The sequence below is a fragment of the Kribbella sp. NPDC048915 genome (assembly GCF_040649595.1).
GTDB lineage: Bacteria > Actinomycetota > Actinomycetes > Propionibacteriales > Kribbellaceae > Kribbella.
Genome location: NZ_JBEZFT010000021.1, coordinates 19,451 through 42,851, shown reverse-complemented (window position 1 = coordinate 42,851; position 23,401 = coordinate 19,451). Strand labels below are relative to the sequence as shown.

General features: G+C 69.0%; 25 protein-coding genes and 1 tRNA gene. 11 read left to right on the top strand and 15 right to left on the bottom strand.

Annotated features, from left to right (window positions below):
• Positions 1-18 precede the first annotated feature (18 nt).
• Together larC and larB are read right to left on the bottom strand one after the other, a co-directional pair.
• Positions 19-1,326 (bottom strand): nickel pincer cofactor biosynthesis protein LarC, encoded by a 1,308-nt coding sequence (larC, locus tag AB0B82_RS14035; RefSeq protein WP_360166742.1) that lies wholly within the window; start codon positions 1,324-1,326, stop codon positions 19-21.
• Positions 1,326-2,042, bottom strand: coding sequence for a nickel pincer cofactor biosynthesis protein LarB (gene larB, locus AB0B82_RS14030; RefSeq protein ID WP_360166739.1), 717 nt, complete (start codon positions 2,040-2,042; stop codon positions 1,326-1,328). The genes larC and larB overlap by 1 nt, the downstream gene beginning before the upstream one ends.
• A gap of 112 nt (positions 2,043-2,154) precedes the next feature.
• On the opposite strand from larB, the gene AB0B82_RS14025 reads away from it, so the two are divergent.
• Positions 2,155-2,637 (top strand): DUF4446 family protein, encoded by a 483-nt coding sequence (locus tag AB0B82_RS14025; RefSeq protein WP_360166736.1) that lies wholly within the window; start codon positions 2,155-2,157, stop codon positions 2,635-2,637.
• Between the two features lie 55 nt (positions 2,638-2,692).
• Here AB0B82_RS14025 and AB0B82_RS14020 read toward each other — a convergent pair whose 3' ends face one another.
• The gene (locus AB0B82_RS14020) at positions 2,693-4,285 is read right to left on the bottom strand and encodes a diacylglycerol kinase family protein (RefSeq protein ID WP_360166733.1); all 1,593 of its coding nucleotides are present in this window, start codon (positions 4,283-4,285) and stop codon (positions 2,693-2,695) included.
• A gap of 94 nt (positions 4,286-4,379) precedes the next feature.
• Here AB0B82_RS14020 and serS point away from each other — a divergent pair, with 94 nt between their 5' ends.
• On the top strand, positions 4,380-5,654 hold the full coding sequence (serS, locus tag AB0B82_RS14015) for a serine--tRNA ligase (RefSeq protein WP_360166730.1): 1,275 nt from the start codon (positions 4,380-4,382) through the stop codon (positions 5,652-5,654).
• Positions 5,651-6,439, top strand: a complete 789-nt coding sequence (locus tag AB0B82_RS14010) for an HAD family hydrolase (protein ID WP_360166727.1) — start codon at positions 5,651-5,653, stop codon at positions 6,437-6,439. The genes serS and AB0B82_RS14010 overlap by 4 nt, the downstream gene beginning before the upstream one ends.
• 141 nt (positions 6,440-6,580) lie before the next feature.
• Here the strand turns inward: AB0B82_RS14010 and AB0B82_RS14005 are convergent, their stop codons facing one another.
• A complete protein-coding gene (locus AB0B82_RS14005) occupies positions 6,581-7,135 on the bottom strand; it encodes a WhiB family transcriptional regulator (protein ID WP_360166724.1) in 555 nt (184 codons plus the stop codon).
• 580 nt (positions 7,136-7,715) lie between these two features.
• On the opposite strand from AB0B82_RS14005, the gene AB0B82_RS14000 reads away from it, so the two are divergent.
• Entirely contained in the window at positions 7,716-8,525 is an 810-nt protein-coding gene (locus tag AB0B82_RS14000; RefSeq protein WP_360166721.1) for an HAD family hydrolase, read from the top strand.
• Between the two features lie 4 nt (positions 8,526-8,529).
• Here AB0B82_RS14000 and AB0B82_RS13995 read toward each other — a convergent pair whose 3' ends face one another.
• Complete coding sequence (locus tag AB0B82_RS13995; RefSeq protein WP_360166718.1) at positions 8,530-9,138, bottom strand: bacterial proteasome activator family protein; 609 nt, start codon at positions 9,136-9,138, stop codon at positions 8,530-8,532.
• A 41-nt stretch (positions 9,139-9,179) separates the two neighbouring features.
• Positions 9,180-9,710, bottom strand: a complete 531-nt coding sequence (locus tag AB0B82_RS13990; protein ID WP_360166715.1) for a CGNR zinc finger domain-containing protein — start codon at positions 9,708-9,710, stop codon at positions 9,180-9,182.
• 25 nt (positions 9,711-9,735) lie between these two features.
• On the opposite strand from AB0B82_RS13990, the gene AB0B82_RS13985 reads away from it, so the two are divergent.
• A complete protein-coding gene (locus tag AB0B82_RS13985) occupies positions 9,736-9,885 on the top strand; it encodes a hypothetical protein (protein WP_360166712.1) in 150 nt (49 codons plus the stop codon).
• A 9-nt stretch (positions 9,886-9,894) separates the two neighbouring features.
• Here AB0B82_RS13985 and AB0B82_RS13980 read toward each other — a convergent pair whose 3' ends face one another.
• The gene (locus AB0B82_RS13980; RefSeq protein WP_360166709.1) at positions 9,895-10,479 is read right to left on the bottom strand and encodes a TetR family transcriptional regulator; all 585 of its coding nucleotides are present in this window, start codon (positions 10,477-10,479) and stop codon (positions 9,895-9,897) included.
• Positions 10,480-10,552: 73 nt separating this feature from the next.
• On the opposite strand from AB0B82_RS13980, the gene AB0B82_RS13975 reads away from it, so the two are divergent.
• Complete coding sequence (locus tag AB0B82_RS13975) at positions 10,553-10,972, top strand: VOC family protein (RefSeq protein WP_360166706.1); 420 nt, start codon at positions 10,553-10,555, stop codon at positions 10,970-10,972.
• Positions 10,973-11,174: 202 nt separating this feature from the next.
• On the opposite strand, the gene AB0B82_RS13970 is transcribed toward AB0B82_RS13975, so the two are convergent.
• From AB0B82_RS13970 to AB0B82_RS13955, 4 genes are read right to left on the bottom strand one after another with little or no spacing between them, the layout of a single operon-like run.
• Positions 11,175-12,152, bottom strand: coding sequence for an NAD(P)H-quinone oxidoreductase (locus AB0B82_RS13970; protein ID WP_360166703.1), 978 nt, complete (start codon positions 12,150-12,152; stop codon positions 11,175-11,177).
• A 15-nt stretch (positions 12,153-12,167) separates the two neighbouring features.
• Positions 12,168-13,028, bottom strand: a complete 861-nt coding sequence (locus AB0B82_RS13965) for an aminoglycoside phosphotransferase family protein (RefSeq protein ID WP_360166700.1) — start codon at positions 13,026-13,028, stop codon at positions 12,168-12,170.
• Positions 13,029-13,058: 30 nt separating this feature from the next.
• Positions 13,059-13,838, bottom strand: coding sequence for an alpha/beta hydrolase (locus AB0B82_RS13960; RefSeq protein WP_360166698.1), 780 nt, complete (start codon positions 13,836-13,838; stop codon positions 13,059-13,061).
• Between the two features lie 59 nt (positions 13,839-13,897).
• Positions 13,898-14,437, bottom strand: coding sequence for a molybdenum cofactor guanylyltransferase (locus AB0B82_RS13955; RefSeq protein ID WP_360166696.1), 540 nt, complete (start codon positions 14,435-14,437; stop codon positions 13,898-13,900).
• Positions 14,438-14,509: 72 nt separating this feature from the next.
• On the opposite strand from AB0B82_RS13955, the gene AB0B82_RS13950 reads away from it, so the two are divergent.
• Both AB0B82_RS13950 and cobC read left to right on the top strand, forming a co-directional pair.
• Positions 14,510-15,301 carry a carbon-nitrogen hydrolase family protein gene (locus AB0B82_RS13950; protein ID WP_360166694.1) on the top strand — a complete coding sequence of 264 codons (792 nt, stop codon included), beginning with the start codon at positions 14,510-14,512 and terminating at the stop codon, positions 15,299-15,301.
• 98 nt (positions 15,302-15,399) lie between these two features.
• On the top strand, positions 15,400-16,428 hold the full coding sequence (gene cobC / locus AB0B82_RS13945; RefSeq protein ID WP_360166692.1) for an Rv2231c family pyridoxal phosphate-dependent protein CobC: 1,029 nt from the start codon (positions 15,400-15,402) through the stop codon (positions 16,426-16,428).
• Positions 16,429-16,644: 216 nt separating this feature from the next.
• On the opposite strand, the gene AB0B82_RS13940 is transcribed toward cobC, so the two are convergent.
• Complete coding sequence (locus AB0B82_RS13940; protein ID WP_360166690.1) at positions 16,645-17,187, bottom strand: hypothetical protein; 543 nt, start codon at positions 17,185-17,187, stop codon at positions 16,645-16,647.
• Between the two features lie 104 nt (positions 17,188-17,291).
• Between AB0B82_RS13940 and AB0B82_RS13935 the strand changes: the two genes are divergently transcribed.
• Together AB0B82_RS13935 and AB0B82_RS13930 are read left to right on the top strand one after the other, a co-directional pair.
• On the top strand, positions 17,292-18,479 hold the full coding sequence (locus AB0B82_RS13935; RefSeq protein ID WP_360166688.1) for a cupin domain-containing protein: 1,188 nt from the start codon (positions 17,292-17,294) through the stop codon (positions 18,477-18,479).
• 218 nt (positions 18,480-18,697) lie between these two features.
• Complete coding sequence (locus AB0B82_RS13930) at positions 18,698-19,546, top strand: sucrase ferredoxin (protein WP_360166685.1); 849 nt, start codon at positions 18,698-18,700, stop codon at positions 19,544-19,546.
• A gap of 66 nt (positions 19,547-19,612) precedes the next feature.
• Here AB0B82_RS13930 and AB0B82_RS13925 read toward each other — a convergent pair whose 3' ends face one another.
• The 3 genes from AB0B82_RS13925 to AB0B82_RS13915 form a co-directional block, all read right to left on the bottom strand.
• Positions 19,613-20,212, bottom strand: a complete 600-nt coding sequence (locus tag AB0B82_RS13925) for a gamma carbonic anhydrase family protein (protein ID WP_360166682.1) — start codon at positions 20,210-20,212, stop codon at positions 19,613-19,615.
• A gap of 234 nt (positions 20,213-20,446) precedes the next feature.
• Complete coding sequence (locus tag AB0B82_RS13920; RefSeq protein ID WP_360166679.1) at positions 20,447-21,664, bottom strand: MFS transporter; 1,218 nt, start codon at positions 21,662-21,664, stop codon at positions 20,447-20,449.
• A gap of 78 nt (positions 21,665-21,742) precedes the next feature.
• A complete protein-coding gene (locus AB0B82_RS13915) occupies positions 21,743-22,981 on the bottom strand; it encodes an MFS transporter (RefSeq protein ID WP_360166676.1) in 1,239 nt (412 codons plus the stop codon).
• 229 nt (positions 22,982-23,210) lie between these two features.
• Here AB0B82_RS13915 and AB0B82_RS13910 point away from each other — a divergent pair.
• Positions 23,211-23,302: transfer RNA gene (locus tag AB0B82_RS13910), tRNA-Ser, on the top strand.
• The last annotated feature ends 99 nt before the right edge of the window (positions 23,303-23,401 follow it).

Sequence of the window (23,401 nt, the reverse complement as noted above, 5' to 3'; positions counted from 1 at the left end):
GGCGTTCGGTCCGAGCGGTCAGTTCCAGAGGTCGTGCCCGGCGGCGACCGCCTTCGCGAGCACGGTTTTCACCGGCTTGCCCAAGACGGTCGCGGCCGCGGCGACGTCGTCGTACTCGGGCTGGACGTTGACCACCTGGCCGCCGTACCGCGCGATCTTGACGCGGATCCGCTGACCGCTGACCTCGACCGTGGTGAACTCGCGGTCCGCGGCGTGCTTGCGGATACCGAACTCACGCAGTCCGATCGCGGACGTCTCGGACAGGATCACCGCGCGGACCTGCTCGGCGTTGCCACCGCCGACGAGCACCGACAGGGTGTGCGCCGGCCGGCCCTTCTTCATCAGGATCGGCGTCAGCCAGGCGTCGGCCGCACCGGCTTCGAGCAGGCGGGCCAGCACCTGCGGCCAGATCCGCGGGTCGAGATCGTCGACGTTGGTCTCGTACACGAGTTCGGTCGTCGCGCCGTCCGCCGACTCACCGACCACGACGCGCAAGATGTTCGGCACCTCGACCGGGTCGCGACCGCCGGCTCCGACGCCGGTCTGCTGGATCCGCAACGACGGGAGCGGGCCGAAGTCGTCGGCCAGCGTGGCCAGCAGCGCGGCGCCGGTCGGCGTCGTCATCTCGTACGGCGCGGCGCCGCCGGTGACCGGGGCCTGCGCCTCGGTCAGCAGGTGCAGTACTGCGGGGCCGGGAATCGGGATGCCGCCGTGCTGCCCGCGGACCTGACCGCCGCCGCCCAGCGCGATCGTCGACACCACCACGCGGTCCAGGTCGAGCGAGGTCACGGCCGCGGCGACGCCGACGATGTCCGCGATCGCGTCTAGCGCGCCCACCTCGTGGAAGTGCACGGTGTCCGGCTCCACGCCGTGGGCGGCAGCCTCGGCGCGCGCCAGGCGGGCGAAGGTGTCCAGGGCCCGGTTGCGCACGGCGTCGTCCAGCGCGGCTTCCTGGAGGAGGCGACGTACCTCGGACCAGGGCCGCGTCGGGCCATGATTGTCAGCTTCCCCGTCGCCATGCCCATGCCCGTGGCCGTGGTCGTGCCCATGGCCGTGCCCGTGCCCGTGGTCCGCGTCGGCCTCGTGGTCGTGACCGACGGTGCGGGCCGGGGCGGATTCGGGGTGCGGGGTGCCGAGGACCTCGACTGTCGCCTTGGTGGCGGCGATCTGGTGCCGTGAGGTCTCGGTGACCGAGACCGACAGCGAAGGGTCGACGGCGGCGACGGCGGCGTTCACGGACGCGAGGTCGGCACCCGCGGAGAGCAGTGCGCCGAGCAGCATGTCACCGGACGCGCCGGCCGAGCAGTCGATCCACGCCGTACGCATCAGTCGTCCTTCCGTTCCCGCGGGGCCGACTGCCGCGCGACGCGTGCCGCGAACACTCCGGCGCCGAAGCCGTTGTCGATGTTCACCACGCTGACCCCGGGTGCGCACGAGTTCAGCATCCCGAGCAGTGCCGCCAGTCCGCCGAACGAGGCGCCGTACCCGACCGACGTCGGCACCGCCACGAGTGGTACGCCGACCAGTCCGCCGACGACGCTCGGCAGTGCGCCCTCCATCCCCGCTACCACGATCAGGCAGTCCGCCGCGTCGAGCCGCTCGCGGACACCGAGGATCCGGTGCAGTCCCGCCACGCCGACATCCGTGATCAGATCCACCTCGGCCCCGAACACGCGTGCCGTCGTCGCCGCCTCCGCAGCCACCGGCGCATCCGAGGTACCGGCGGCCACCACCGCGACGGTCCCGCGCTGCGACGGCGGCTCACCGAGCACCGCCGTACGTCCGACCGGGTCGACCAGCGCGTGGGGCAGGCCAGCGATCACGGCCTCCTGCGCCTCGTCCGTCAGCCGGGTCGCGAGGACGGCGTGCTCCGGGTGCGTGGCGTGCAACGTGCGCAGCAGTTCCACGACCTGAGACGGCGTTTTCCCGGCGCCGTAGACCACCTCGGCGTCGCCGGTCCGCTCCAGCCGGTCCGTGTCGAGCCGCGCGTACCCGAGGTCGTGAACGCCCGGTTGTGGGCCCTGATCAGGCAAATGTGTCACGCCGCGAATCTACGTTGCCGCGGCCCGACGTACCGCATCCGTCCCACGCCGAGCACTCTACGCGATCGCCTGACCACTCAAACATCACCAGGGATGCTTTAGGCTCTCGTGCGTGTCTTCGACGTTAGCCGGTGCTTTCGGCGTCGCCGCCCTGTTCGTGGCGGTGCTCGCTCTGGTGTTCGCGATCCAGGCCCTCCGGGCCCGAACCGCCCCATCCGACGAACCGCCGACCAGCCTGCCCGACACCGAACCGCGGTCGAACCAGCCGGAAACCAAACCCGGCACGGTGAAGTCCGAACTCCGCCGCCTGACCAAGGAACTCGACGCAACCCGCGGCGAACTGCGCGAAACTCTGCAGCACCTCGCGATCGTCCGGTACGACGCCTTCGGCGAATCCGGCGGCAAACTCTCCTGGTCGCTCGCCCTCGTCGACGACAACGGCGACGGCGTCGTCCTCACCTCGATCAACAGCCGCGCCGACGCCCGCACGTACGCGAAGGAAATCAAGTCCTTCATCAGCGACGCCAAACTCTCCCCCGAAGAACAAGAAGCCCTCGACACCCTCCACAAAGAAGCCGGCCGCACGGTCGACTGACGCAAGCCACCAGGGCCCTCCACTCGCCCGGGCCCCAGCGCGGGTTGGGGTGGATCTACCGGCGGCGAGGCACTCGGGCGGTCAACGCTCCGGGTTCGATCTCGGTGAACAAGGACCGCCCGGGGCCGATCGGGTCGCCGTCGAGTTGGCGTTGTACGTCGGCCTCGGCGTGGAGTTCGACCTTTCGGCCGGTGAAGCGTTCGAGGTACATGTCGGTGCGGTTCGTCCGCGTCAGCAGCCGCCACACGACGATCGGCCACTGGGTCACACGCCGGGGCGCGATGACGACGACGTCGAGGAGGCCGTCGTCGGGGCGGGCGTCGGGGAGGAGGGGGATGTTGGCTTGCAGCATGCCAACATTGCCGATCACGACGGTGCGGACGCGGCGCTCGATGGGTTCGCCGTCGTCGATGGTGACCCGGACGCGGACTGACGGGTGGTTGATGTTCTTGGCGGCGGACACCAGGTACGCGGTCCAGCCGATCTGTTTCTTCAGGTGCGGCGGTGCGTCGGAGATGATCGCGGCGTCGAGCCCGAGCCCGGCCATCACGGCGAAGCGGTCGGTGTCCAGGTCGTCGCCGTGCACGCGGACGAGATCGATGCGCCGGTCGCGGCCTTCGAGGATCCGCTCGAGCGCGTCGTCGAGGTCGAGCGGGATGTGCAGATTGCGCGCGAGCAGGTTGCCGGTGCCCGCCGGGATCACCCCGACCGGGATCCCGGTGTGGGCGAGTGCCGAGCACACCACCCGGACCGTACCGTCCCCACCCGCGACCAGGACCAGGTCCGACTCGTACTCGATCGCCTGTTGCGCCATCGCCCGCCCGGCGTCGTCGACGCGGGTCTCGAGCCAGAGCGGATCGTCGTACCCACGGAGCGCGAGTGCCCGCGTCACCTTCCGCCGGAACGCGACGCCGTCGCCGACCTTGATCGGGTTCACGATCACCGCGGCGCGCGGCGGAGCCGTCGTACCGTCGGATTCGTCGGAGGTACGGCGCCGGCGCCGGCGCAGCCCCGGACGCAGCCCGAAGCCGATCGTGGTCGCGGTGAGAATCGCCAGCCCGAGTGCCCATCCGCCGAGTACGTCGGACACGTAGTGCACGTTCAGCGCGATCCGGTCCACGGACGCGATGCCGACCACCGCGACGACCGGCAGCAGCACCAGCAACCGGAACCGTCGCCGCCACCCGCGCACGGACGGCAGGACGACGCCGAGCGCGCCGGCCATCACGAACGCGGCGGCCGCATGGCCGGACACGTACGAGAATCCGTCCGTCTCGACCAGCATCTGGGCCGGCCGCGAACGTCCGAAGATCGCCTTCACCGCCTGCACGAGGCCCAGTTCGGCACCGGCCGAGACGAGCAGCCAGATGGTGAGCAGGCGGGCGCGGCGCTGCCAGAGGTACACCGCCACGATGACGATGACCGCCCGGCACGCCCAGGGCAGGACCACCGCGCCGACCACGTGCCAGAAGTCCACGGCCCCGGGGTGTGCGGCGCCGTACGACGCGGCGCGGGCGGCGACCGAGGCGTCCCAGCTCGCGAGCGGAGGCCAGTTTCCGAAGACCAGCAGCGTGACCACGACGAACGGCAGCGCACCCAGCACGACCGTGAGCGCACGGCCGACCGGACTGGGTGGGTGGTGGTTCATCGCCCGCTCAGATCCCCCTCCGTGATGACGTGCACCCACCACATCATCCCGAATAGACTTCGCCGGTTCTGACACGCCCCGATACCCTCAGGGTGTGATTGACGCGAAACTGCTCCGTGAGAACCCCGACCTCGTCCGCGCCGCGCTGACCAAGCGTGGTGAGAGTGCCGACCTGGTCGACCAGATTCTGGTCGCCGACAGTGAGCGTCGATCGTCCATCTCTGCCTTCGAGGCGCTCCGGGCCGAGCAGAAGGCGCTCGGCAAGCAGGTCGCGCAGGCCAAGGGCGACGAGCGGGCCGCGCTGCTGGAGCGCACCAAGACGCTGGCCGCGGAGGTGAAGGCCAACGAGGCCGCGGCGAACGAGGCCGGGAACCGCTTCGACGAGCTCGCCCGCGCGCTGCCGAACCTGGTGTCCGACGAGGCGCCGGTGGGCGGCGAGGACGACTACGTCGTGGTGGAAGAGGTCGGCAAGCCGCGCGACTTCGCCGCCGAGGGGTTCGAGCCCCGCGACCACCTCGAGCTGGGCGAGCTGCTCGGCGCGATCGACATGGAGCGCGGCGCGAAGATCTCGGGCTCGCGGTTCTACTTCCTCAAGGGCGCCGGGATGCTGCTGCAACTCGGCATGTTGCAGCTGGCGGTCCAGCAGGCGGTCGAGGCCGGCTTCACCCCGATGATCACGCCGACGCTGGTCAAGCCCGAGGTGATGGGTGGCACCGGCTACCTGTCGGCGCACGACGACGTCTACCGGTTGGAGGACCCTGAGCTGTACCTGACCGGTACGTCGGAGGTCGCGCTGGCCGGCTACCACATGGACGAGATCATCGACCTGACCGGAGGTCCGATCCGGTACGCCGGGTGGTCGTCCTGCTACCGCAAGGAAGCCGGCTCGCACGGCAAGGACACCCGCGGCATCATCCGGGTGCACCAGTTCGACAAGGTCGAGATGTTCTCCTACTGCCGGCCAGAGGACGCCGCCGAGGAACACCTGCGGCTGCTGGGCTGGGAGAAGCAGATGCTCGACAAGATGGAGCTCAGCTACCGGGTGATCGACACCGCGACCGGTGACCTGGGCGTCTCGGCGTACCGGAAGTTCGACTGCGAGGCGTGGGTGCCGACGCAGGGCCGGTACCGCGAGGTGACCTCGACGTCGAACTGCACCGACTTCCAGGCCCGCCGGCTGAACATCCGGTACCGCGACGCCGACGGCCGCACGCAGCCGGTCGCGACGCTGAACGGGACGCTCGCCACCACCCGGTGGATCGTCGCGATCCTGGAGACGCACCAGTTGGCCGACGGTTCGGTCCGAGTTCCGACCGCGCTGCAGCCGTACGTCGGCGGCCGTGAGGTCCTCGAACCGGTCGCCAAATGATCGGACAACCCACGGCCGTTGCCCTGGACATCGACGGGACGCTGATCGACCACGACGAAGGCATGTCGCCGGCGGTTCTCGACGCGGTGCGCCGGACGGCGGCGCAGGTGCCGGTCATCCTCGCCACCGGGCGTGCCTGGTCGACGACACGGCCGGTGGCCGAGCGGTTCGGCGTACCGCCTGGTGGACTTGTTGTCTGCAGCAACGGTGCCCGTACGCTCCGTTACCCCGGCGGCGAGGTGGTCGACGAGCGGACGTTCGACCCGTCCACAGTGATCGAGTCCGTCCGGCGGCACGCACCGAATGCCCGGATGGCGGTCGAGGAACACGACGGCACCTACCTGGTGACCGCGCCGTTCCCGGACGGCGACCTCGGCCGGGACGCGCGCATCCGGGTGGTGTCCGACGGCGAACTGGCGCCGCTGCCGGTGACCCGGTTGATCATCCGCGACCCGGACCAGTCCGAGAGCGATTTCGTCCACCTGGCGGAACGCCTCGGGTTGCACGGAGTCAGTTACTTCGTCGGTTGGACCGCGTGGCTCGACATCGCACCCGAGGGTGTGGACAAGTCGACCGGGCTGAAGGTCGCGCTCGCCCAGTACGGTCTCGACCCGGCCGGGCTGCTCGCGATCGGTGACGGGCGCAACGACATCGAGATGCTCAAGTACGCCGGGCACGGGGTCGCGATGGGTACCGCTCCGGAAGAGGTCAAGGCGGCCGCCGACGAGGTCACCAAGTCCGTGCAGGACGACGGTGTGGCAGCGATCCTCAACCGCTGGTTCTGACCCTTTCGGCGTCCGCCGAAAGGCTTGACACACTCGATGCTGGAGGCAAGCGAAAGGCCCGGAATCCCTGAAACTACGGGGATTCCGGGCCTTGCGTGTCGTCTAGACTCCGATCGTCCACTGGCGGGCCGAAGATCGGGGTCAGGCCACCCGGGTGCTCCCGGTCCGGCGCGGCTGGTGCTGCTGGTCGACGACGGTGTCGAATGCGTCCAGCACGGCCTCGACGGCGGGCCGCGGCCGCGGCGTCTTGGCCGCCGGGCTCTGGCCGCGGCGAGCACGCCGCAGGTGCCGCTTCACAGTCGACAGCGAACAACCCAGCCGCATCGCCAAGGACTCCAGGCTGTCGTTCGGGTACTGCGCGCGCAGTCGCAGGACTTCCTCGTGGCTCACCGGCCGGCGAGTCCCCCGCGCGCCGGCCAGCTGGTCGAAGTCGTCCGCCTGCACCTCGACGTCGAGCAGGTTACGCATCGAACGCCGTTGTACAGCAGTGGTTCCGGCAACGAAGCCGCTCACGTCGTGCTCGGCGACGGCGCTGTAGAGACAGTCGGTGAACAGCGGGCACGAGGCGCACAGTGCCTTCGCCTCGCGGACGAGCTGCTCGTACCGCTCGCGGGTCCGCCGCGTCGCGGACGCGGGCGGCGGCTCTTCCATCAGTCGGTGCTGGAAAATATCTGAGCGGGCGATGCAGCCGGTCATCGCCACCTCGTTCCTGGAACACGTGTCGACAGCCGCTCGAGAGCTACTGCCCCCCGGCCCCGCTAGATTGGCGCTGTTGACGGTCATCAAGGCTCCCCAAGTATCAAGACCCGAGTGAACGAACGGTGAACAATTGCTCGTCCGCACGGATCCACTAGCTGACGGACCTGCGGTTCGTTGCCGGCCCATCGTGTCGTCCCGGGCGCGGGACGCACCGATCCATAACTGTTGACGCCACTGCCACGGTTTTGGTTGCAGCCAATCCCACAACAGTTCTTCGACGTTTGTGCATGTGCTTCCGGAGGTGGGGCGGCATCAGTCGCTCCGATCCAGAACAGGCTTAGGACGCGAACGAACAGCCCCCGGTTCCCCACCAGACCTCCGCATGAAATCACGCACGCACGGCGCGGCGCAGGGGAACTTGCTGCCTTTGCAGCATCCTGCCGTAACGGTCTGATGACGTTGTCAAAAGCTCAACGAGATAAGTCAAAAAGACCTGAAACCAGCGCCCGACGGCTTGCATCCGAGGTGTGGACCACGGTAATGCGGAACCGGTTCATCCGGCGATACGGTGAGCCTCGTGACGGCTCCGCAGTACCCCCGCCTGATAGCCACCGATCTCGACGGAACGCTGGTCCGCAGCGACGGCACCGTCTCCGAACGAACCCGCGCCGCGGTGCTCGCCGCCCAGGCTGCCGGCAGTGTTTTCGTGATGGTCACCGCCCGGCCACCGCGCTGGCTGCACGACCTCGGCCACCTGGTCGGCGACCACGGCATCGCGATTGTTGCCAACGGCGCCATTCTGTACGACGTCCCGCACCGTCGGGCGATCCGGACGCGGTTGATCGAACCCGAGGTGGCGATCGAGGTGGCACAGGCGATCCGGGCGGCGATTCCCGACGTGCAGTTCGCCATTGAGCGACCGGATCGCTACGGACAGGAACCGGTCTACCGCAATTTCTACCCGAATCCGGAGAACTCCTTAATTGCTGCGGTTGAGGAACTCCTCAGTGAACCGGCCGCCAAACTGTTGGTCCGGCAGCCGAGCCTGGCCGCGGACGAACTGCTCGGTCTGGTGAATCCGTTGGTCGGCCAACGAGTCACCGCCAGCCACAGCGGAGGTCACGGTTTGGTGGAGATCTCGGCGAGTGGCGTCTCGAAGGCCGCGATGCTGGCCGATTTCGCCGCAGAGCAGGGGATCTCAGCAGCTGAGACGATCGCGTTCGGTGACTCGGTCAACGATTTGCCGATGCTCGCCTGGGCGGGAACGTCGTACGGCATGGCGAACGCGCACCCCGAAGTCCTCGCAGTGGTGGACAAAACCGCGCCCGCAAACGACGAGGACGGCGTCGCCGCCGTCCTCGAAGAGTTCTTCCAGCCTGTGAAATAAGGCGTTACAGGTACATCCCGCCGCTGCCGGGTCCGTCCGGGTGGTTGGCCTGCGGCGCTTCCGGGATCCGTCCCTCGCCCGGCAGGTGCTGACCGCCCGGCAGGGCCCGGCGCATCTGCTCCAGCTGTTGGCGCGCCGCCATCTGCTGCGCGAACAACGCGGTCTGGATGCCGTGGAACAGACCCTCGAGCCAACCGACGAGCTGAGCCTGCGCGATCCGCAGCTCGGCCTCGGTCGGTGTGCTGTCGTCGGTGAAGTCGAGACTGAGTCGCTCGAGCTCCTCGACCAACTCCGGCGCCAAACCGCTCTCCAGCTCCTTGATCGAGGCTTCATGGATCGAGCGCAGCCGCGCCCGCGACGCCTCGTCGAGCGGTGCCGACTTCACCTCTTCGAGCAGCTGCCGGATCATGTTCGCGACCCGCATCACCTTCGCCGGCTGCTCCACCAGCTCGGTGACCGAGCGCTCGTCCTGCTGCTGCTCGTCCTGGTCGTTGCCGGAGCGCGGCGGCCCCTCGACGGCCATGCCGTCCTGCCCGACGATCAGCACCTTGCCGTCCTCGGTCCGCGCACCGGCCATCGGAACTTCCTGGCGCTCGCTGCTGCTCTCGCTCATCTCTCCATCCTAGGCGTCTGTGGTGTGGGGTGTCAGTCGTGTCAGGATGCGCGGGCGCGATGCCGGCGCACGGCGTCCCGGTTCGCGCAGGCGGGGCTGCAGTAGCGCTGACGACCGGTGCGGGAGAGGTCGGCGTACACGTTCTCGCAGCCCGCGGCGGCGCAGCGACCCAGTCTCGTGATGCCACGCCCGGCCAGGTGCAGCGCCGTACCGGTGCTGATCAGCGTCGCGACCAGCCGCCCCACCGGCACGTCGTCCGGCCGGTAGTGCACGTGCCAGCCGTCGCCGGCGTGATTGGTGAGCCGCGGATGCTCGGTGTACTTCGCGAGCATCGCGTTCACCAGGTCGACCCGGGTCTGTTCGTCGGGTGCGTCAACGACCAGCAGCCACTCGTCGAGCGCGATCCGGACCGCGGCCAGGTCGGCGTCCGTGACCAGACGGTCGCGCACCAGGCGGCTCTCGACACCGCTCTCCTCGCAGCGCTCGGCGAGTTCGTCCGGCGTGGTCGCCGGCCGGGTGGCCAGGTTCACCGCGAGCAGGACCGCGTCGGCACCGTAAGGGTTGAGATGCATAATGCCATTACATCACGATGAGTCCATGACTGAAACCCACCGGCACCGCTGGATCGCGGTCTCCCGGCACGCCGTCAGTGAAGGACTCGTCGTGTACCAGCGCTGCGCGTGCGGCCAATGGCGCGTGGCGAGCACATCGCCGGACCCGGTCGCCTATCCCGCCGATGCCCGATGACTCGTTGCTTTAGGCAACAGGCTGATCCGCGTGCGTCAATCGGCGGACCAGGCGGGCGGTGATCTGGCGGACGTCGTACGGCCGGCCCGTGCCGGGCGTGAGTTGATCGAGGACGAGGCCGTCGATCGCGAAGTGCAGCAGCCGAATTTCCTCGGGGCCGCCGGGCAGGCCGGCGTTCGCGTTGAACGCGACATCCGCGTCGAAGCCCTGCCGCAGGGTGCGGGTCAGGGTCTCGTGCAGCCCCGGGCGGCGAACCGCTTCCAGGCGTAGCTCGAGCAGCGCGAGCGTGAGCTCCGGCCGACCGAGCAGCCGCTCGACGATGTAGTGGACGTAGTCGATCATCAGGTCGAGATTCGGCTCCCGCTGCGCGAGCGGCGCGAGCCGCTCCTCGTCCGGTGCCAGGCGCTCGAAGATTCGCTCGCCGAGCGCGCCCAGCAGCGCGTCGCGCGTCTTGAAGTAGTTGGACGCCGTCCCGGCCGGGAGTCCGGCGGCGGCGTCGACGGCTCGGTGGGTCAGGCCGCGGGCGCCGGCCTCCGCGAGCACGGCGAGACCGGCGTCGGCCAGTTGGGTACGGCGCTCGGGGTTGCGGGGCATGTTGACAAGCGTAGCAGAGGTCCACTACAACTGTCCTATATAACAACAACAGCTGTAGTAGTCAGGAGTGCGTATGCAACCCGCAGCCTTCGGCGCGACCGTCGTTTCCGACCACCCGTCGGAGGTCGCCGCCTTCTACACGCAGTACTTCGATCTGCAGGTCGGTCTCGACCTGGGCTGGTTCATCACGGTCCGCCGGGGGACGGCGGACTGGGAGATCGCGATCATGGAGCGCGGGCATCCGACGATCCCGGCTGCGGTGTCCGCGGCCACGGAGAGCACGAACGTCTTCGGCTTCGTCGTCGACGACGCCGACAAGGTCGCCGCCGCGCTGCGTGAGGGCGGTGTCGCGCTGGAGGGCGAGCCGGTGACGGAGCCGTTCGGCCAGCGGCACTTCTTCGTCCGCGACCCGGCCGGCACCTGGATCGACGTGATCCAGCTGGTCGAACCGGACCCGGAATGGGTCGCGGCCAACTTCCCCAGCGAGTCATGACCTCCGAGTGCGGATCCCCAGCACTCATCAACGGCCGTCCGCAAGCCAGAACGACCGCCGGCTGAGCGTGAACTCGGCCGGCGGTCGGTCGTTGCTGAGTGCTGGAGATCCGCCCCGGTCAGGTCGCCCCGGTCAGGTCGCCCCGGTCAGGTCGCCCCGGTCAGGTCGCCCCGGTCAGGTCGCCCCGGTCAGGTCGCCCCGGTCAGGTCGTCAGCAAGACCTTGCCGAGCTGGGTGGACTGCTCGAGCGTCTCGTGCGCCTTCGCGACCTCGGCGAGCGGGAAGGTCGCGTGCACGATCGGGCGCACCTTCTTCTCCGCGACCAGCGGCCAGACGTGCCCGACCACTTCCGCGAGGATGCGGCCCTTGTCCGCGACCGCACGGCTCCGCAACGCGGTCGCGATCACCGAGCCGCGCTTGCTGAGCAGCCGTCCCAGGTCGAGTTCCCCCTTCGCGCCGCCCTGGAGCCCGATCACCACGAGCCGGCCGTCGTACGCCAGCGACTTCACGTTGTCGGTGAGGTACTTCGCGCCGATGATGTCCAGGATCACGTTGGCGCCCGCGCCCTTGGTCGCCTCGTGCACCACCGACGCCCACTCGGCTTCCTTGTAGTTGATCGCGACATCGACGCCGAGGTCGGTGCAGAACTCCATCTTCTCCTTGCTGCCGACCGTGGTCAGCACCCGCGCGCCGTGTGCGACGCCGAGTTGGATCGCCATCGTGCCGATCCCCGACGAGCCGCCGTGCACCAGCAGCGTCTCGCCGTCCTTGAGGTGGGCGGTCATGAAGACGTTCGACCACACGGTCGCGACCGCTTCGGGCAGTGCGGCCGCGCTCACCAGGTCGATCCCGTCCGGCACGGGCATCACCTGCGGCGCGGGTACGACGACCTTCTCCGCGTACCCGCCACCGGCCAGCAGCGCGCAACACTCGTCGCCGACCGACCAGCCCTCGACCTCGGCGCCGACCGCGGCGATCCGGCCCGACACCTCGAGCCCGATCGTCCCGGGCGCACCAGGAGGCGGTGGATAGTGTCCCTGCCGCTGGAGGAGGTCGGCGCGGTTCACCCCCGCTGCTGCGACCTCGATGACGACCTCGTCGACAGCCGGTTCGGGGTCCGGGATCTCGCCGATCCGCAGGACATCGACACCGCCGGCACCTGCACACACGACAGCTCGCATGCCGACCAATCTACGTCAGCGTTCGACCAGCTTCGCGAGGTCTTGCGCGATCGAGTCGAGGTGAGTGGTCTCGCCTATGGAAGCGAACCAGTCCCATAGTTCGAGCGAGTGGTAGAGCCGGTAGAGGTCGATGCGGTCCTCGGGTACGGCGCCGTACCCGTCGAGAAGTCCGGCGCGTTTCTCCCGGTTGTCCCGCACGGAGTACTGGATGGTCTTCGCGAGATCGATCAGCGGGTCGGCGGCGATCGCGTTCTCGACGTCGATGAACCCGTTGACCCGCCACGTGTCCGGGTCCACCAGGATGTTGCCCTCGTGGAAGTCGTTGTGGCACAGCACGGCGGCCGGGTTGTCCGCGAACAGGTGCGCGTGCCGGTCGACGTGGCGCGCGATCTCCCGGTGCAGTGCCGGGGCACCGCCGAGTTCGTCGTACTCGCGGAGCTTCTTCGTGAACTGCCACCGCATGTACTGGTCGTTGTCCGGCAGCGGTTCGAGGATGCGATCGATCAGATAGCCGTACGCCGGTTGCGCGATCTGGTGGACCTTCCGCACCAGTGCGCCGAGCTGCGCATACAGAGCCCGCCAATCGGGCGGCTCCGCCTGGGACAACGGGACGCCGTCGATCTTCGACAGCATCGTGACACCGTCACTGACGTGCAGCACGCGCGGGATCGAGTCGCCGACGACCGGTTGGAGCATGGCGTAGACGTGCACTTCCTTGGCCTGTTTCCAGCGCCAGTCGGGCGCATACACCTTCACGATCACAGGGTCGGCCGACGTGCGCACCTCGTACACGGAACTCAGCTGACCGCCGGTCCGCTCAACGACCTCGTCGACCTGCAGACCGAGAACCTCGCGTACCGATCCGGCGGCATCCATGGGTCGAACCTACGGGTGTGGTCCAGCGATTTATCCGGGCTGATGCTCGGTGCGGAACGCGGCGAGTTCTTCGGCGTAGCGTTGCCGCTGGTCGCGCCGTACCGAATGGCCGGCCTCGCGGAGGTGAACCGCGCGGAGCTCGCCGCCGGCGGCCTCGGTGCAGCGTGCCGCGTAGTCGTCGGAGATCAGCGAGCCGCGGTCGGTGTCGCCGTGGATCAGCAGGATCGGGCAGCTCGTCTTGGCCAGCACCTCGTGGAGCGGGCCGACGCCCTGGTAGTCGAGGTCGAACATCTTCGGGTTGACCTGTGCCTTCGAGACGGCCCACGGTTCGCGTTCGTCTTCGGGCCAGTGCGGATCCGCGGACGCCATCCGGGCCTCGAGATCGAGTGCTCGAGCGTCCGCGAGCCACTCCGGCATGCCACAAGTCCCGTTCCTTCGCGGCTGTTCCTCGGTCGGCGGGTCTTCCAGGACCAGCGCGCGGACCAGTTCTGGCCTCGTCGCGGCCAGGTACGCCGCCGACATCGCGCCCATCGAGTGACCGACCACGATCTTGGCCTCACCGGGCTGGGCTTCGAGGACCCGGGCTACGTCGTCGCGGTGTCCGGCGTAGCCGTACGGCTCGTCAGGCAGTCCGGACTCGCCGTGGCCGCGGGCGTCGATCGCCAGTGCTTTCATGTCGGGCAGTGCGCTGAGCAGCGGCGCCCAGCAGTGGGCCGAGTCGGAGAAGCCGTGCAGGAAGGCTACGTCGGCTGTTCCCTCGGCGGTGCGGTACCAGGCGAGGTGGGCCGTTCTGCCGCGCTCTTCGAACATGGTTGTGGACAGTAGTCCACTCCGCCGGGCTGTGGGTCGGGGATTTCGGCTGATGGTCCTCAGTCGTCCAGATCGGCCCAGGTGTCGACGTCGTCGCCGGCGCGGGTCGGCGCGGTCCAGGCCAGGTCGAGTCCGGCGAGCGTTCGCCGTACGGACTTGTCGCGGGGATCGCCGACGCGCTGGATCGCCGCGGTGAGTGCGGTACGGCGGTACGCGGCGGCGAGCTGCTGCTCGCGGCCGTCGGTGTCTCTCAGCCCGTAGCCGTCGTGCTGGTCGAGGTGGTCGACCAGAGTGGTGACGTCGGTTTCGGTGATCCACGGGAGGTCGCAGCTGACCACGACGACCGTCGGCGCCGTGCCGTAGGTGAGCCCGGCCGCGAGTCCCGCCACGGGACCGCCGGACGGAGGGTCTTCCACAGTCCAGTTCACGTCCCGGTACGTCGTACGCGCGGGGCCGACCACGACAGTCGAGGTGGCGGCGGCTGTTGCCATCAGTACGCGGTCGAGGAACGACACCCCGTCGAGTACGAGCATCGCCTTGTCCACGCCGCCGAACCGGGTGGAGCCACCACCGGCCAGGACGATCGCATCGAAGTCCACCTCGCAAGTCTCGCATCCCGAAGTGTTCACCTCGGGCGGTTGCGGGGCGGGTTTGTGCGGCACCATGGGGAGATGAGGATCGCCGTGGTGCAGACCGCCAGCAGCTATGACAAGGCCGCGAACCGGGACGCGGTCACCCGCCTGGTCGCGGAGGCGGCGCAGGACCGGCCCGATGTCGTCGTACTGCCCGAGGCGATGATGTACGACTTCGCCGTCGAGGGCGGTTCGGTGGCCGACGCGGCCGAGCCACTGGACGGCGAGTTCGTGACCACCTTGAAGAAGGCCGCGGTCGAACACGGCGTGGCGATCGTCGCCGGCATGTTCGAACCCAGCTGCGACCAGCACCGCCCGTACAACACGCTGCTCGCCGTCGGCGCGGACGGCGTGCTGCTCGGGGCGTACCGCAAGATCCACCTGTACGACGCATTTGGCTACAAGGAGTCCGACCAGCTGACCCCCGGTGACGTGGCGCCCGTGGTGATCCAGCTCGGCGATCACGCACTGGGCCTGATGACTTGCTACGACCTGCGCTTCCCCGAACTTTCCCGCGCTCTCGTCGACGCGGGCGCCGACGTGCTCGTCGTGCCGGCCGCCTGGGTCCGCGGGCCGCTCAAGGAACACCACTGGAGCACCTTGCTCACTGCCCGAGCCCTGGAGAACACCTGCTACGTGGTGGCCGCCGCTCAGAACGGCCAGAAGTACTGCGGCCTCAGCCAGATCATCGACCCCCAAGGCGTCCCGATCGCCGCGGTCGGCGAAGCCGACGGCCATGCCACCGCGACCATCTCCACCACCCGCCTCACCGAAGTCCGCAACCGCAACCCCTCTCTCGCCAACCGCCGCTACACGGTTGTCCCGCGCTGAACCAGCTGTCACTCGTCCTGTCACTCGCCTGTCGCTCTCGGTCGTTCGGTGGGCGGACCGGGCGGGGTCGAGGCGTGGTGACGGGCTAGCCTCCTGGCGTGGCGGATGGGTTTGATCTGGATCATCACGGTGACGTCGAGGTCGGCGACGGGTTGGTCGACCTGGCGGTGAACGTGCGTACGGGCACGCCGCCGGGCTGGTTGCTCGAGGCGATCTCAGCGAGTCTGACCGATCTTGCCGCTTACCCACGGCACGACGAGGCCGTTGCGGCGGTCGCGCAGCGGCACGGCGTCGCGGCAGATCAGGTACTGCTCACCGCCGGAGCCGCCGAGGCATTCGTACTGATCGCCCGCGCGTTCCGGCCGCGGCGTCCCGTGGTGGTGCACCCACAGTTCACCGAGCCCGAGGCCGCCCTCCGCTCAGCAGGTCACCTGGTCGACCGTGTGATCCTCCGTCCCGAGGACGGATTCGTGCTCGACCCGTCCGCCGTACCCGCCGACGCGGACCTCGTCGTCATCGGAAACCCGACCAACCCCACCTCCGTTCTGCACCGCGCCGACGACCTCCGCGAACTCGCCCGCCCGGGCCGAATCCTGGTCGTCGACGAGGCCTTCATGGACGCGGTACCGGGCGAGCCCGAATCCTTGGTCGGTGCCACGATCCCCGGCCTCGTGGTCATCCGCAGCCTGACCAAAACCTGGGGACTCGCGGGCCTGCGCATCGGCTACGTGATCGGCGGCGCCAACCTGATCGAGCAATTGGCGGCGGTGCAGCCGCACTGGCCGGTGTCCACTCCTGCACTCGCAGCGGCGATTGCCTGCAGCAACGAGCGCGCGATCGCGGAGGCGACCCGAGCAGCCGGCGACATCGACCGCCAACGTGCCCATTTGCTCGACGGCCTCGGCCGATTGAACGGTGTCGCGACGTACGGCGTGGCGCGGGCTCCGTTCGTCCTGGTGCGGATTCCCGGGGCAGCTGAGGTGCGCGAATCCCTGCGTGCACAGGGATTCGCGGTCCGGCGCGGGGACACCTTCCCGGGGTTGGGCGCGGACTGGTTGCGGATCGCCGTACGGCATGAGGACGTCACCGACGGCTTCGTGAAGGTGCTGTCCGATCTGCTGAAGTGACGCGGTTGTAGTTCGCCCCGTTGGCAGTTGCCGCGCAATCGAGTTGGCGCTGTAACGCGCGAGGGGTTTAGCCGAGGTCCACTTTGCGCACAAGATGACCAGTGCCCAGGTTGGTATGCCCGGGCAACTTTCTGGCGACGCGAAGGGAGCAGCACAATGGGTCTCGACGATGACGACATGAACACCTCGTCCCAAGGTTCTGGCGAGTACGGAGGTTCAGGCGGGTCGACGGCTGCTCCGGGCGGCGGGTACGGCGGTCAGTCGTCGGACGGCGGTGCTGACGGCGGAGCCGACGGTGGTGCTGGTGGTGCCGGCGGTGGTGGGTACGGCGAAGGTCCGGCGGACGGCGGCGCCTCGCAAGGTACGCAGGACGGCGGAGCCGACGGTGGCGCCGGCGGCGGACTCGGTGGCGGACTCGGCGGTGAATCCGGTGGTGCGTCCGGCGGCGAAGGCCTCGCGGACGGCGGCGCGAACCCGGGCGGTGCCGACGGTGGTGCTGATGGTGGTGCTGATGGTGGTGCTGATGGTGGTGCAGACGGCGGAGCCGGTGGTATGGGCGGTTCCGGCGGACTCGGTGAGGGACCGGCCGACGGCGGCGCTTCGCAAGGTGCGCAGGACGGCGGTGCTGACGGTGGCGCGGGCGGTGGCGCGGGCGGTGAAGGCCCCGCGGACGGCGGCGCGAACCCGAACGCGACCGACGGTGGCGCCGACGGTGGTGCCGACGGTGGTGCCGGCGGGAACTCCGGAAGCTGGTGACAACAGTGCCGGGGGCCGGGGCTTTCCCGCAGAACAACCGTTCGGCCGGCGACATGCCGGACGGTGGCGAGCTGTTGCGAGATGAGCGCCCGGCTCTCCGGCGCTGTGTGGCGGGGGATCTGAACGAGTTCGCGGACTCCTACTGGGGTTCGCGGGCGATGTTGTCGCACGGTCCGGACCTCCCGGCGCCGTACGACGACCTGTTCAGCCTCGACGCCGTGGACGAACTCCTGTCCCGTCGCGGCCTGCGGACACCGTTCCTGCGGATCGCGAAGAACGGGACGGTCGCCGGCGACGGTCAGTTCACCGGCCCGGCCGGCGTGGGTGCGGAGATCGCCGACCAGGTCCGCGACGACAAGGTGGCCGCGCTGTTCGCGAGCGGTCACACCGTAGTACTGCAGGCACTGCACCGGACGTGGCCCGCGCTGGTCGACTTTTCGACTCAGCTGTCCACCGACGTCGGCCATCCGGTCCAGATCAACGCCTACATCACGCCGGCGGAGTCACAAGGGTTCTCGGCGCACTACGACGTACACGACGTGTTCGTCCTGCAGGTCGCCGGTGAGAAGCACTGGACGGTCCACGAACCGGTCCACGTCGACCCGCTCCGTAACCAACCGTGGACCGACCATGCGCGGGCCGTCGAAGCGGCGGCGCGTGACACCGCGCCGGTGATCGACGACGTACTGCGTCCGGGCGATGCGCTCTACGTACCGCGCGGGTTCCTGCACTCGGCCAAGGCGCTGGGTGGCGTCAGCGCGCACCTGACCGTGGGCATGCACACGCTGACGCGCTACCTGCTGGTGCAGGAGCTGACGGCGCTTGCCGCCGACCAGGTGGCTTTGCGCAAGGCGCTGCCGCTGGGCTTCGACCCCGGTGACCCGGACCAAGTCGCTGAGGTACTGCCCGAGGTTGTCGCGCTCCTCACTGCGGAGCTCCGCACCGCCTCCGCGTCTGATCTCGCGGAGCGCCTCCGCCGACGCACCTGGTCCAGCAACCGACCCGCTCCGCTGCCGCCGTTGGCCCACGCCGCGTCCATCGCCTCGCTGGCCGTCGGTACCACTGTCAGGTTGCGGGCGGGATTGCGCTGCCGACTGGTCCCGGGCGACCCGCTGGTCCTGCAGCTCCCAGACCGCACCATTACTTTCCCACTCAGCACCAGGGCCGCCGTCACCGAACTCGTCTCCGGCACTGACTGCAAGGTCGGCAACCTTCCCGGCCTGGACGACGCCGACCAACTGGTCCTGGTCCGCCGCCTCCTCCGCGAGGCAGTGCTGGTCGTCCCGTCCCAATAGATCCCGCCATCTCGGGTACGACAGGGGAGTTGTCGGGTACTGCGTTGTGCGGTGAGGTGGGGTGGGGTACTGCGTTGTGCGGTGGGGTGCGGTGTCGTGCGGTGCGGTGGAGTGGTTGCGAGGCGACAGTATGGTGAGGCGGTGTGGACGGAGACGGCGGCAGGTACCGACCGGAGACTGGCTGTGCAGCGCTGGCCGATCTCCGGCGGGACTCGTTGGTGGCGAGCGCTCCGCCCGCTGAGCGCTGGCTGCTGATCGAGTCTCACGCGGCTTGGCCACGCCAGGCTCTGACCTCCCTTCGGGGTTCGCCCGGCTCCGAGGAACTGGGTGCGACCGTCACCCGCCTCTGCCGTGAGGCGGGCATCCGACCCGTACTGATCCGCCGGTACGGCCGCGTCGACCGCACCCGCCGGCGCCGATGGGGACTGGTCGACGCCCGCCCTGGGCGCGAATCTCTGCACTGGGGCGACCTGCCCGCGGATGAGCACCTCCTCGAGGTCCTGGCCGGCAACGACCGTGGTCGAGCGAGCAACGAACCGGCGTACTTGGTCTGCACCCACGGCCGCCACGACGCATGCTGCGCCGTCCGCGGACGTCCCGTCGCCGCCGCACTGGCCGCCGCCTACCCGGAACGTACCTGGGAATGCAGCCACATCGGCGGCGACCGATTCGCGGCGAACGTGGTCATGTTGCCGCACAGCCTGTTCTACGGACACGTCGCGCCCGCGCAGGCCGTCGAACTCGCCAAGCGGTACGACGAACGTGTGGTCGTACCCGATCTCCTCCGTGGATCAGGTGCGTTCCACCCGGCCGTTCAAGCCGCCCAGCACTTCGCCCGCGCCGCGGGTCACTCACCCGCGCTCGGCAACCTTCTCCCGTACTCCGTGGACGTCCTCGGCGACAACCGTTGGCGAATCCTCCTCGCATCCACCACCGGCCCGATCGCCGTCGACGTTTCTGCGCACCTCGACACCGTCCAAGCCCGCCTGACCTGCGCAGGCTCCGCTCCCGCCCAGGTCCGTCGCTTCGAACTCCACAACCTGACCCCAGCCGAACGCACAGCCTGACCGCGCGCCCAGCACAGTTCGTCCAGCGCACAGTTTGCCCAGCGCAGTTCGCCCGGCGCCCTTCGCTCAGGGCAGGTCGATGCGGCGGTCCGCCGCGTGCTCGCCGTAGCAGGCGGATTGGCGCGCCATGATTTCGCGCATCGACGTCCCGCGCGGAACGCCGTACACCGTGCCCGGGAAGTCCAGTTCGCGCTGGAGCTGCCACAGCTCCTCGTGCCGGTCCGGGGAGAAAAGCTGTGCGGGGTCGCCGGCGGCGATCCATCCGATCGGGAGGACCGTGCCCGCGTCCAGTCGCGAGTTCACGTGCAGCACGCTGTTGATCCGCAGCTCTGCGCCTGCGCCGGCGACAGAACCGGGGAACAACGCGGCGCCCGTGGCGATGAAGACCTCGTCCTCGACCGTGGCGCCGTTGACGTGCGCATGGGGACCTACCAGCACCGCGTCGCCGATCAGCGCGGGATGGTCGGCCCGGCCGCGCACCAGGGCGTTCTCCATCACCACACTGTTGGTACCGAGCCGGATGTCGCCGTTCTCCGCGGTCAGTACCGCCCCGTGCAGCACTCTGCTGCCTTCGCCGAGGACGACGGCTCCACAGAGTACGGCCGAAGGGGCGACGTACGCGGATTCGGGCACGACCGGTCGGCGGCCGCGGTGTTCGAGCAGCATGTCGCTACCTCTCGTCGAATGATCACCTCGTTCCAGTGTCGGCGTCGGTCGGGTTGCAGGCTCTCCACTGCCCGGGCCCTCACCACCCGGGCGGCGGTGTCCTCCGGGCCGTCCACATCGGAGGTGGCAGGCTCGGTCCGGCGGACAATCCGGGTGGAGAACCTCGAACGCTGCCAACATTAGAACATCTGTTCGAGCACCGCAAAGCATCCTGACCCGTCAGGAAACGGGTGCTCAGATCCGCGCGGAAGCCAACCGGGGTGCCACCCGCGCGAGCACATAGATGGTCACACTTGCGATCAGAGCGAGGACCGCCAGCGCCACCCAGGGCAGCTCGTGTTGCGCCTCGAAGAGCTGCGCGAAGAACGCCGGTGCGAGCACGCTCGCAAAGGTGAACGAGTACTGCCAGTACGACAGATACTTCCCGCGCCCGATCGTCGGCGCGATCGCGGCCGACAGCGCGTTGTTCGTGGCCGCGTGCAGTACGTCGGCGAACGCGTAGCAGGCCGTGGCGAGCACCAGGACCGGCACCACCCATCCGACCGGGATGTGTACCTGTAGCGCCATCAGCAGCGCCCAAACGGCGTACGTGATGCCCGCGACCACCATGACGTTCGTGCGGCGCCGACGCTCGGTGTGCCGTACGACGAGCGTCTGACCGGTCGCGAGAACGACGGACGTCGCGGCGATCAGTACGCCGACCAGCCACTTCGGGACGGTGAGCGCCTCGGTGACGTACACGGGGACGCCGACGCCGAGCATCATCGTGCAGAGCGCCAGCAGCGTGTTGGCGCCGATCAGCGCCAGGAACGTCCTGTCCTTGCGTAGCTTCGGCGCCGGGCCGGTGTCCGGGTGCGTCCGCTCGTGGTGTGCCGGACGCAGCCGCAAGAGCAGCAGCCCGGCCAGGACGAACGTTGCGGCGTTGAGCGCCATGGCCAGCAGGAACGGTGTGTCACCGCCGATCGCCAGCAACCACCCGGCGACCAGAGCGCCGAGTGCAAGGCCGCCCGCCTGCATCATCCCGCCCAGGCCGAACCAGTTGTCCCGTTCGCCCTCGTCGGCGACGTCCGCGAGCAGGCTGAAGATGGCGGACCAGAAGACGCGCTGGCCGGTCGTCATGACCAGTGCGCACAGGAACAGCAGCCACATCGACCGTCCGAAGAAGAACCCGGTGAACGCGAGCCCCTGCGCGAACTGCGCACCGATGACGAGGTTCCGCGGTCCGACCCGGTCGATCACCACCCCGACCGCCGCCGGCGCCGCGATGGAGAACAGCGTCGCCACGGTCAGCATCACACCCGCCGTACCGAGCGGGATGTCGGCGACCTTGTTCAGGAACAGCAGGAGCAGCGGTCCGGCGCACCCGCCGCCGAAGGAGTCGATGGCCAAGCCCGCCAGCAAGGGGACGCGGCCACGGACGTTCGGCAGACCGAGTGACGCAGCTGCGGGCATGACAAAGTACTCCGATCAGGTCGAAATGGGGCAGTCGGCCACCGTAGCAACCGGATGCTGACTCGATTCAACCCATTTTCAGTCAGCTGCGGGCACCCGTCGTACGGCGACGTTCCGCAATGGCAGCCAGGCGACCACCGTCATCACCACCATCCCCACGAACGCCAGCGCGAACGGCGCAGTGAGGCCGTACCGCTGCGCCAGCACACCGCCGAACGCGGAACCGACCGCCGCACCTCCGACCGACGCCAGCAGGTACACACTGTTGACCCTGCCCATCAGCGGATCCGGTGTGGCGATCTGGCGCGCCGTCGTCGAGACCGTGCCCCACACGACCGCGTGGACGCCGAAGACAGCCATGGTCACGGCGACCACCCAAGGGCTCCTCGTCAGCGCCAGGATGAGGTGGACCGTCGTTTCGATGACCAGTCCGGCGCGTAGCAGGGTCACGGCCCCCAGGCGGGGCTCCAGCAGGTGGTATGTCGGCATACCGAGCACGCCGCCCACTGCGCCGACCGCAATAAGCAGACCAAACTGCGTCTCGCTCAGTCCGAGCCGTTCGCGCGCGTACAGGACCCAGGTCGCGAAGGCCGCGCAGAAGGTGATGTTCATGACCAGGATGGACAGTGCGAGCGTCCGTACGCCGGAGTGGTGCCAGAGCCAGCGGACTCCTTCCTGCACCTCGTGCCAGAGCGCCGTACCTGCGGACCGATCGGGCAGGGGCGGCCGAACGGCGACGCGGGAGATCAGGACCGCTGCGGCTGCGAACGTAAGGGCGTCGAACGCCAGCGGTATGCCGGCACCGACAGCGAACAGCAGCGCGCCCAGTGGTGGTCCGCCGAGCTGCTGCAGCACCGTGCCGCTGGCGAACAGGCGTGCGTTGGCCGTGCCCAGGTGTGTCTTGGGTACGGCGGTGACGAGCAGTGCGCCGGACGCGTTGTCGGCCAGCGTCTCCGCAGTACCCAGAAGGAACAAAGCGACGTACACCGCCCAGAGTGGAGCGGTGTGCAGTAGTACTGCGAGGCCGAGCGCTGCCAGGACCAGCGCGCGGAACGTGTCCGCGACGACGATCATGGTGCGGCGATCAAGCCGATCGACGAGGGCGCCGCTGAAGAGCGCAAACAGCAGCCACGGCAGCTGCTGGACGAACGCCGCCGCGCCGACTGCCGCAGGCTCCGTGGTGATCGAGGCGACGAGCAGCGGACCGGCCGCGAGCATCGCGCCGTCGCCGAGATTCGAGATGATCGCGGCCGGAAAGATCTTCCGGAAATCCCGGCCGAGTTCGGGCGGTGAGACGTACGCACCGAGGGAACGCATAGAGGCTCCAGAGGGCAGGACGAAGTGACGTCCGCCGGCTGCACGATCAGCCGGCTCGCCCGCTCAGCGCATCAACGCGCCGACCGGACGGCGTAGGCGATGCCCTCGAACAACCGAGACACTGCTCCACCTCCGTCCACACCCTGACGGCGATCCCGCCGCCCCAGGGACGATACCGCCCCCTCCCCACCCCCGCACCTGTTTTCACCCGGTATCCTCAACCACTCCGGGAGGGTTCGCATAGTGGCCGAGTGCGCTGGTCTTGAAAACCGGTAGGGCGGGTGACCGTCCTCGTGGGTTCGAATCCCACACCCTCCGCCAAATCCGACGCAGAACACCGCGCTGACCTGCGGAAACGCGGTCCGCGCCGGTTCTGGGACAGTGGGACACCTGGGACAACGGCGCTTGCACGTCCGCCAG

What these genes read in the sequence shown, in the direction of transcription:
- larC (WP_360166742.1), bottom strand. Translation starts at nt 1,326, where the DNA reads ATGCGTACGGCGTGGATCGACTGCTCGGCCGGCGCGTCCGGTGACATG.
- AB0B82_RS14020 (WP_360166733.1), bottom strand. Translation starts at nt 4,285, where the DNA reads ATGAACCACCACCCACCCAGTCCGGTCGGCCGTGCGCTCACGGTCGTG.
- AB0B82_RS14010 (WP_360166727.1), top strand. Translation starts at nt 5,651, where the DNA reads ATGATCGGACAACCCACGGCCGTTGCCCTGGACATCGACGGGACGCTG.
- AB0B82_RS14005 (WP_360166724.1), bottom strand. Translation starts at nt 7,135, where the DNA reads ATGACCGGCTGCATCGCCCGCTCAGATATTTTCCAGCACCGACTGATG.
- AB0B82_RS13995 (WP_360166718.1), bottom strand. Translation starts at nt 9,138, where the DNA reads ATGAGCGAGAGCAGCAGCGAGCGCCAGGAAGTTCCGATGGCCGGTGCG.
- AB0B82_RS13990 (WP_360166715.1), bottom strand. Translation starts at nt 9,710, where the DNA reads ATGCATCTCAACCCTTACGGTGCCGACGCGGTCCTGCTCGCGGTGAAC.
- AB0B82_RS13985 (WP_360166712.1), top strand. Translation starts at nt 9,736, where the DNA reads ATGACTGAAACCCACCGGCACCGCTGGATCGCGGTCTCCCGGCACGCC.
- AB0B82_RS13980 (WP_360166709.1), bottom strand. Translation starts at nt 10,479, where the DNA reads ATGCCCCGCAACCCCGAGCGCCGTACCCAACTGGCCGACGCCGGTCTC.
- AB0B82_RS13975 (WP_360166706.1), top strand. Translation starts at nt 10,553, where the DNA reads ATGCAACCCGCAGCCTTCGGCGCGACCGTCGTTTCCGACCACCCGTCG.
- AB0B82_RS13970 (WP_360166703.1), bottom strand. Translation starts at nt 12,152, where the DNA reads ATGCGAGCTGTCGTGTGTGCAGGTGCCGGCGGTGTCGATGTCCTGCGG.
- AB0B82_RS13965 (WP_360166700.1), bottom strand. Translation starts at nt 13,028, where the DNA reads ATGGATGCCGCCGGATCGGTACGCGAGGTTCTCGGTCTGCAGGTCGAC.
- AB0B82_RS13960 (WP_360166698.1), bottom strand. Translation starts at nt 13,838, where the DNA reads ATGTTCGAAGAGCGCGGCAGAACGGCCCACCTCGCCTGGTACCGCACC.
- AB0B82_RS13950 (WP_360166694.1), top strand. Translation starts at nt 14,510, where the DNA reads ATGAGGATCGCCGTGGTGCAGACCGCCAGCAGCTATGACAAGGCCGCG.
- AB0B82_RS13925 (WP_360166682.1), bottom strand. Translation starts at nt 20,212, where the DNA reads ATGCTGCTCGAACACCGCGGCCGCCGACCGGTCGTGCCCGAATCCGCG.
- AB0B82_RS13920 (WP_360166679.1), bottom strand. Translation starts at nt 21,664, where the DNA reads ATGCCCGCAGCTGCGTCACTCGGTCTGCCGAACGTCCGTGGCCGCGTC.
- AB0B82_RS13915 (WP_360166676.1), bottom strand. Translation starts at nt 22,981, where the DNA reads ATGCGTTCCCTCGGTGCGTACGTCTCACCGCCCGAACTCGGCCGGGAT.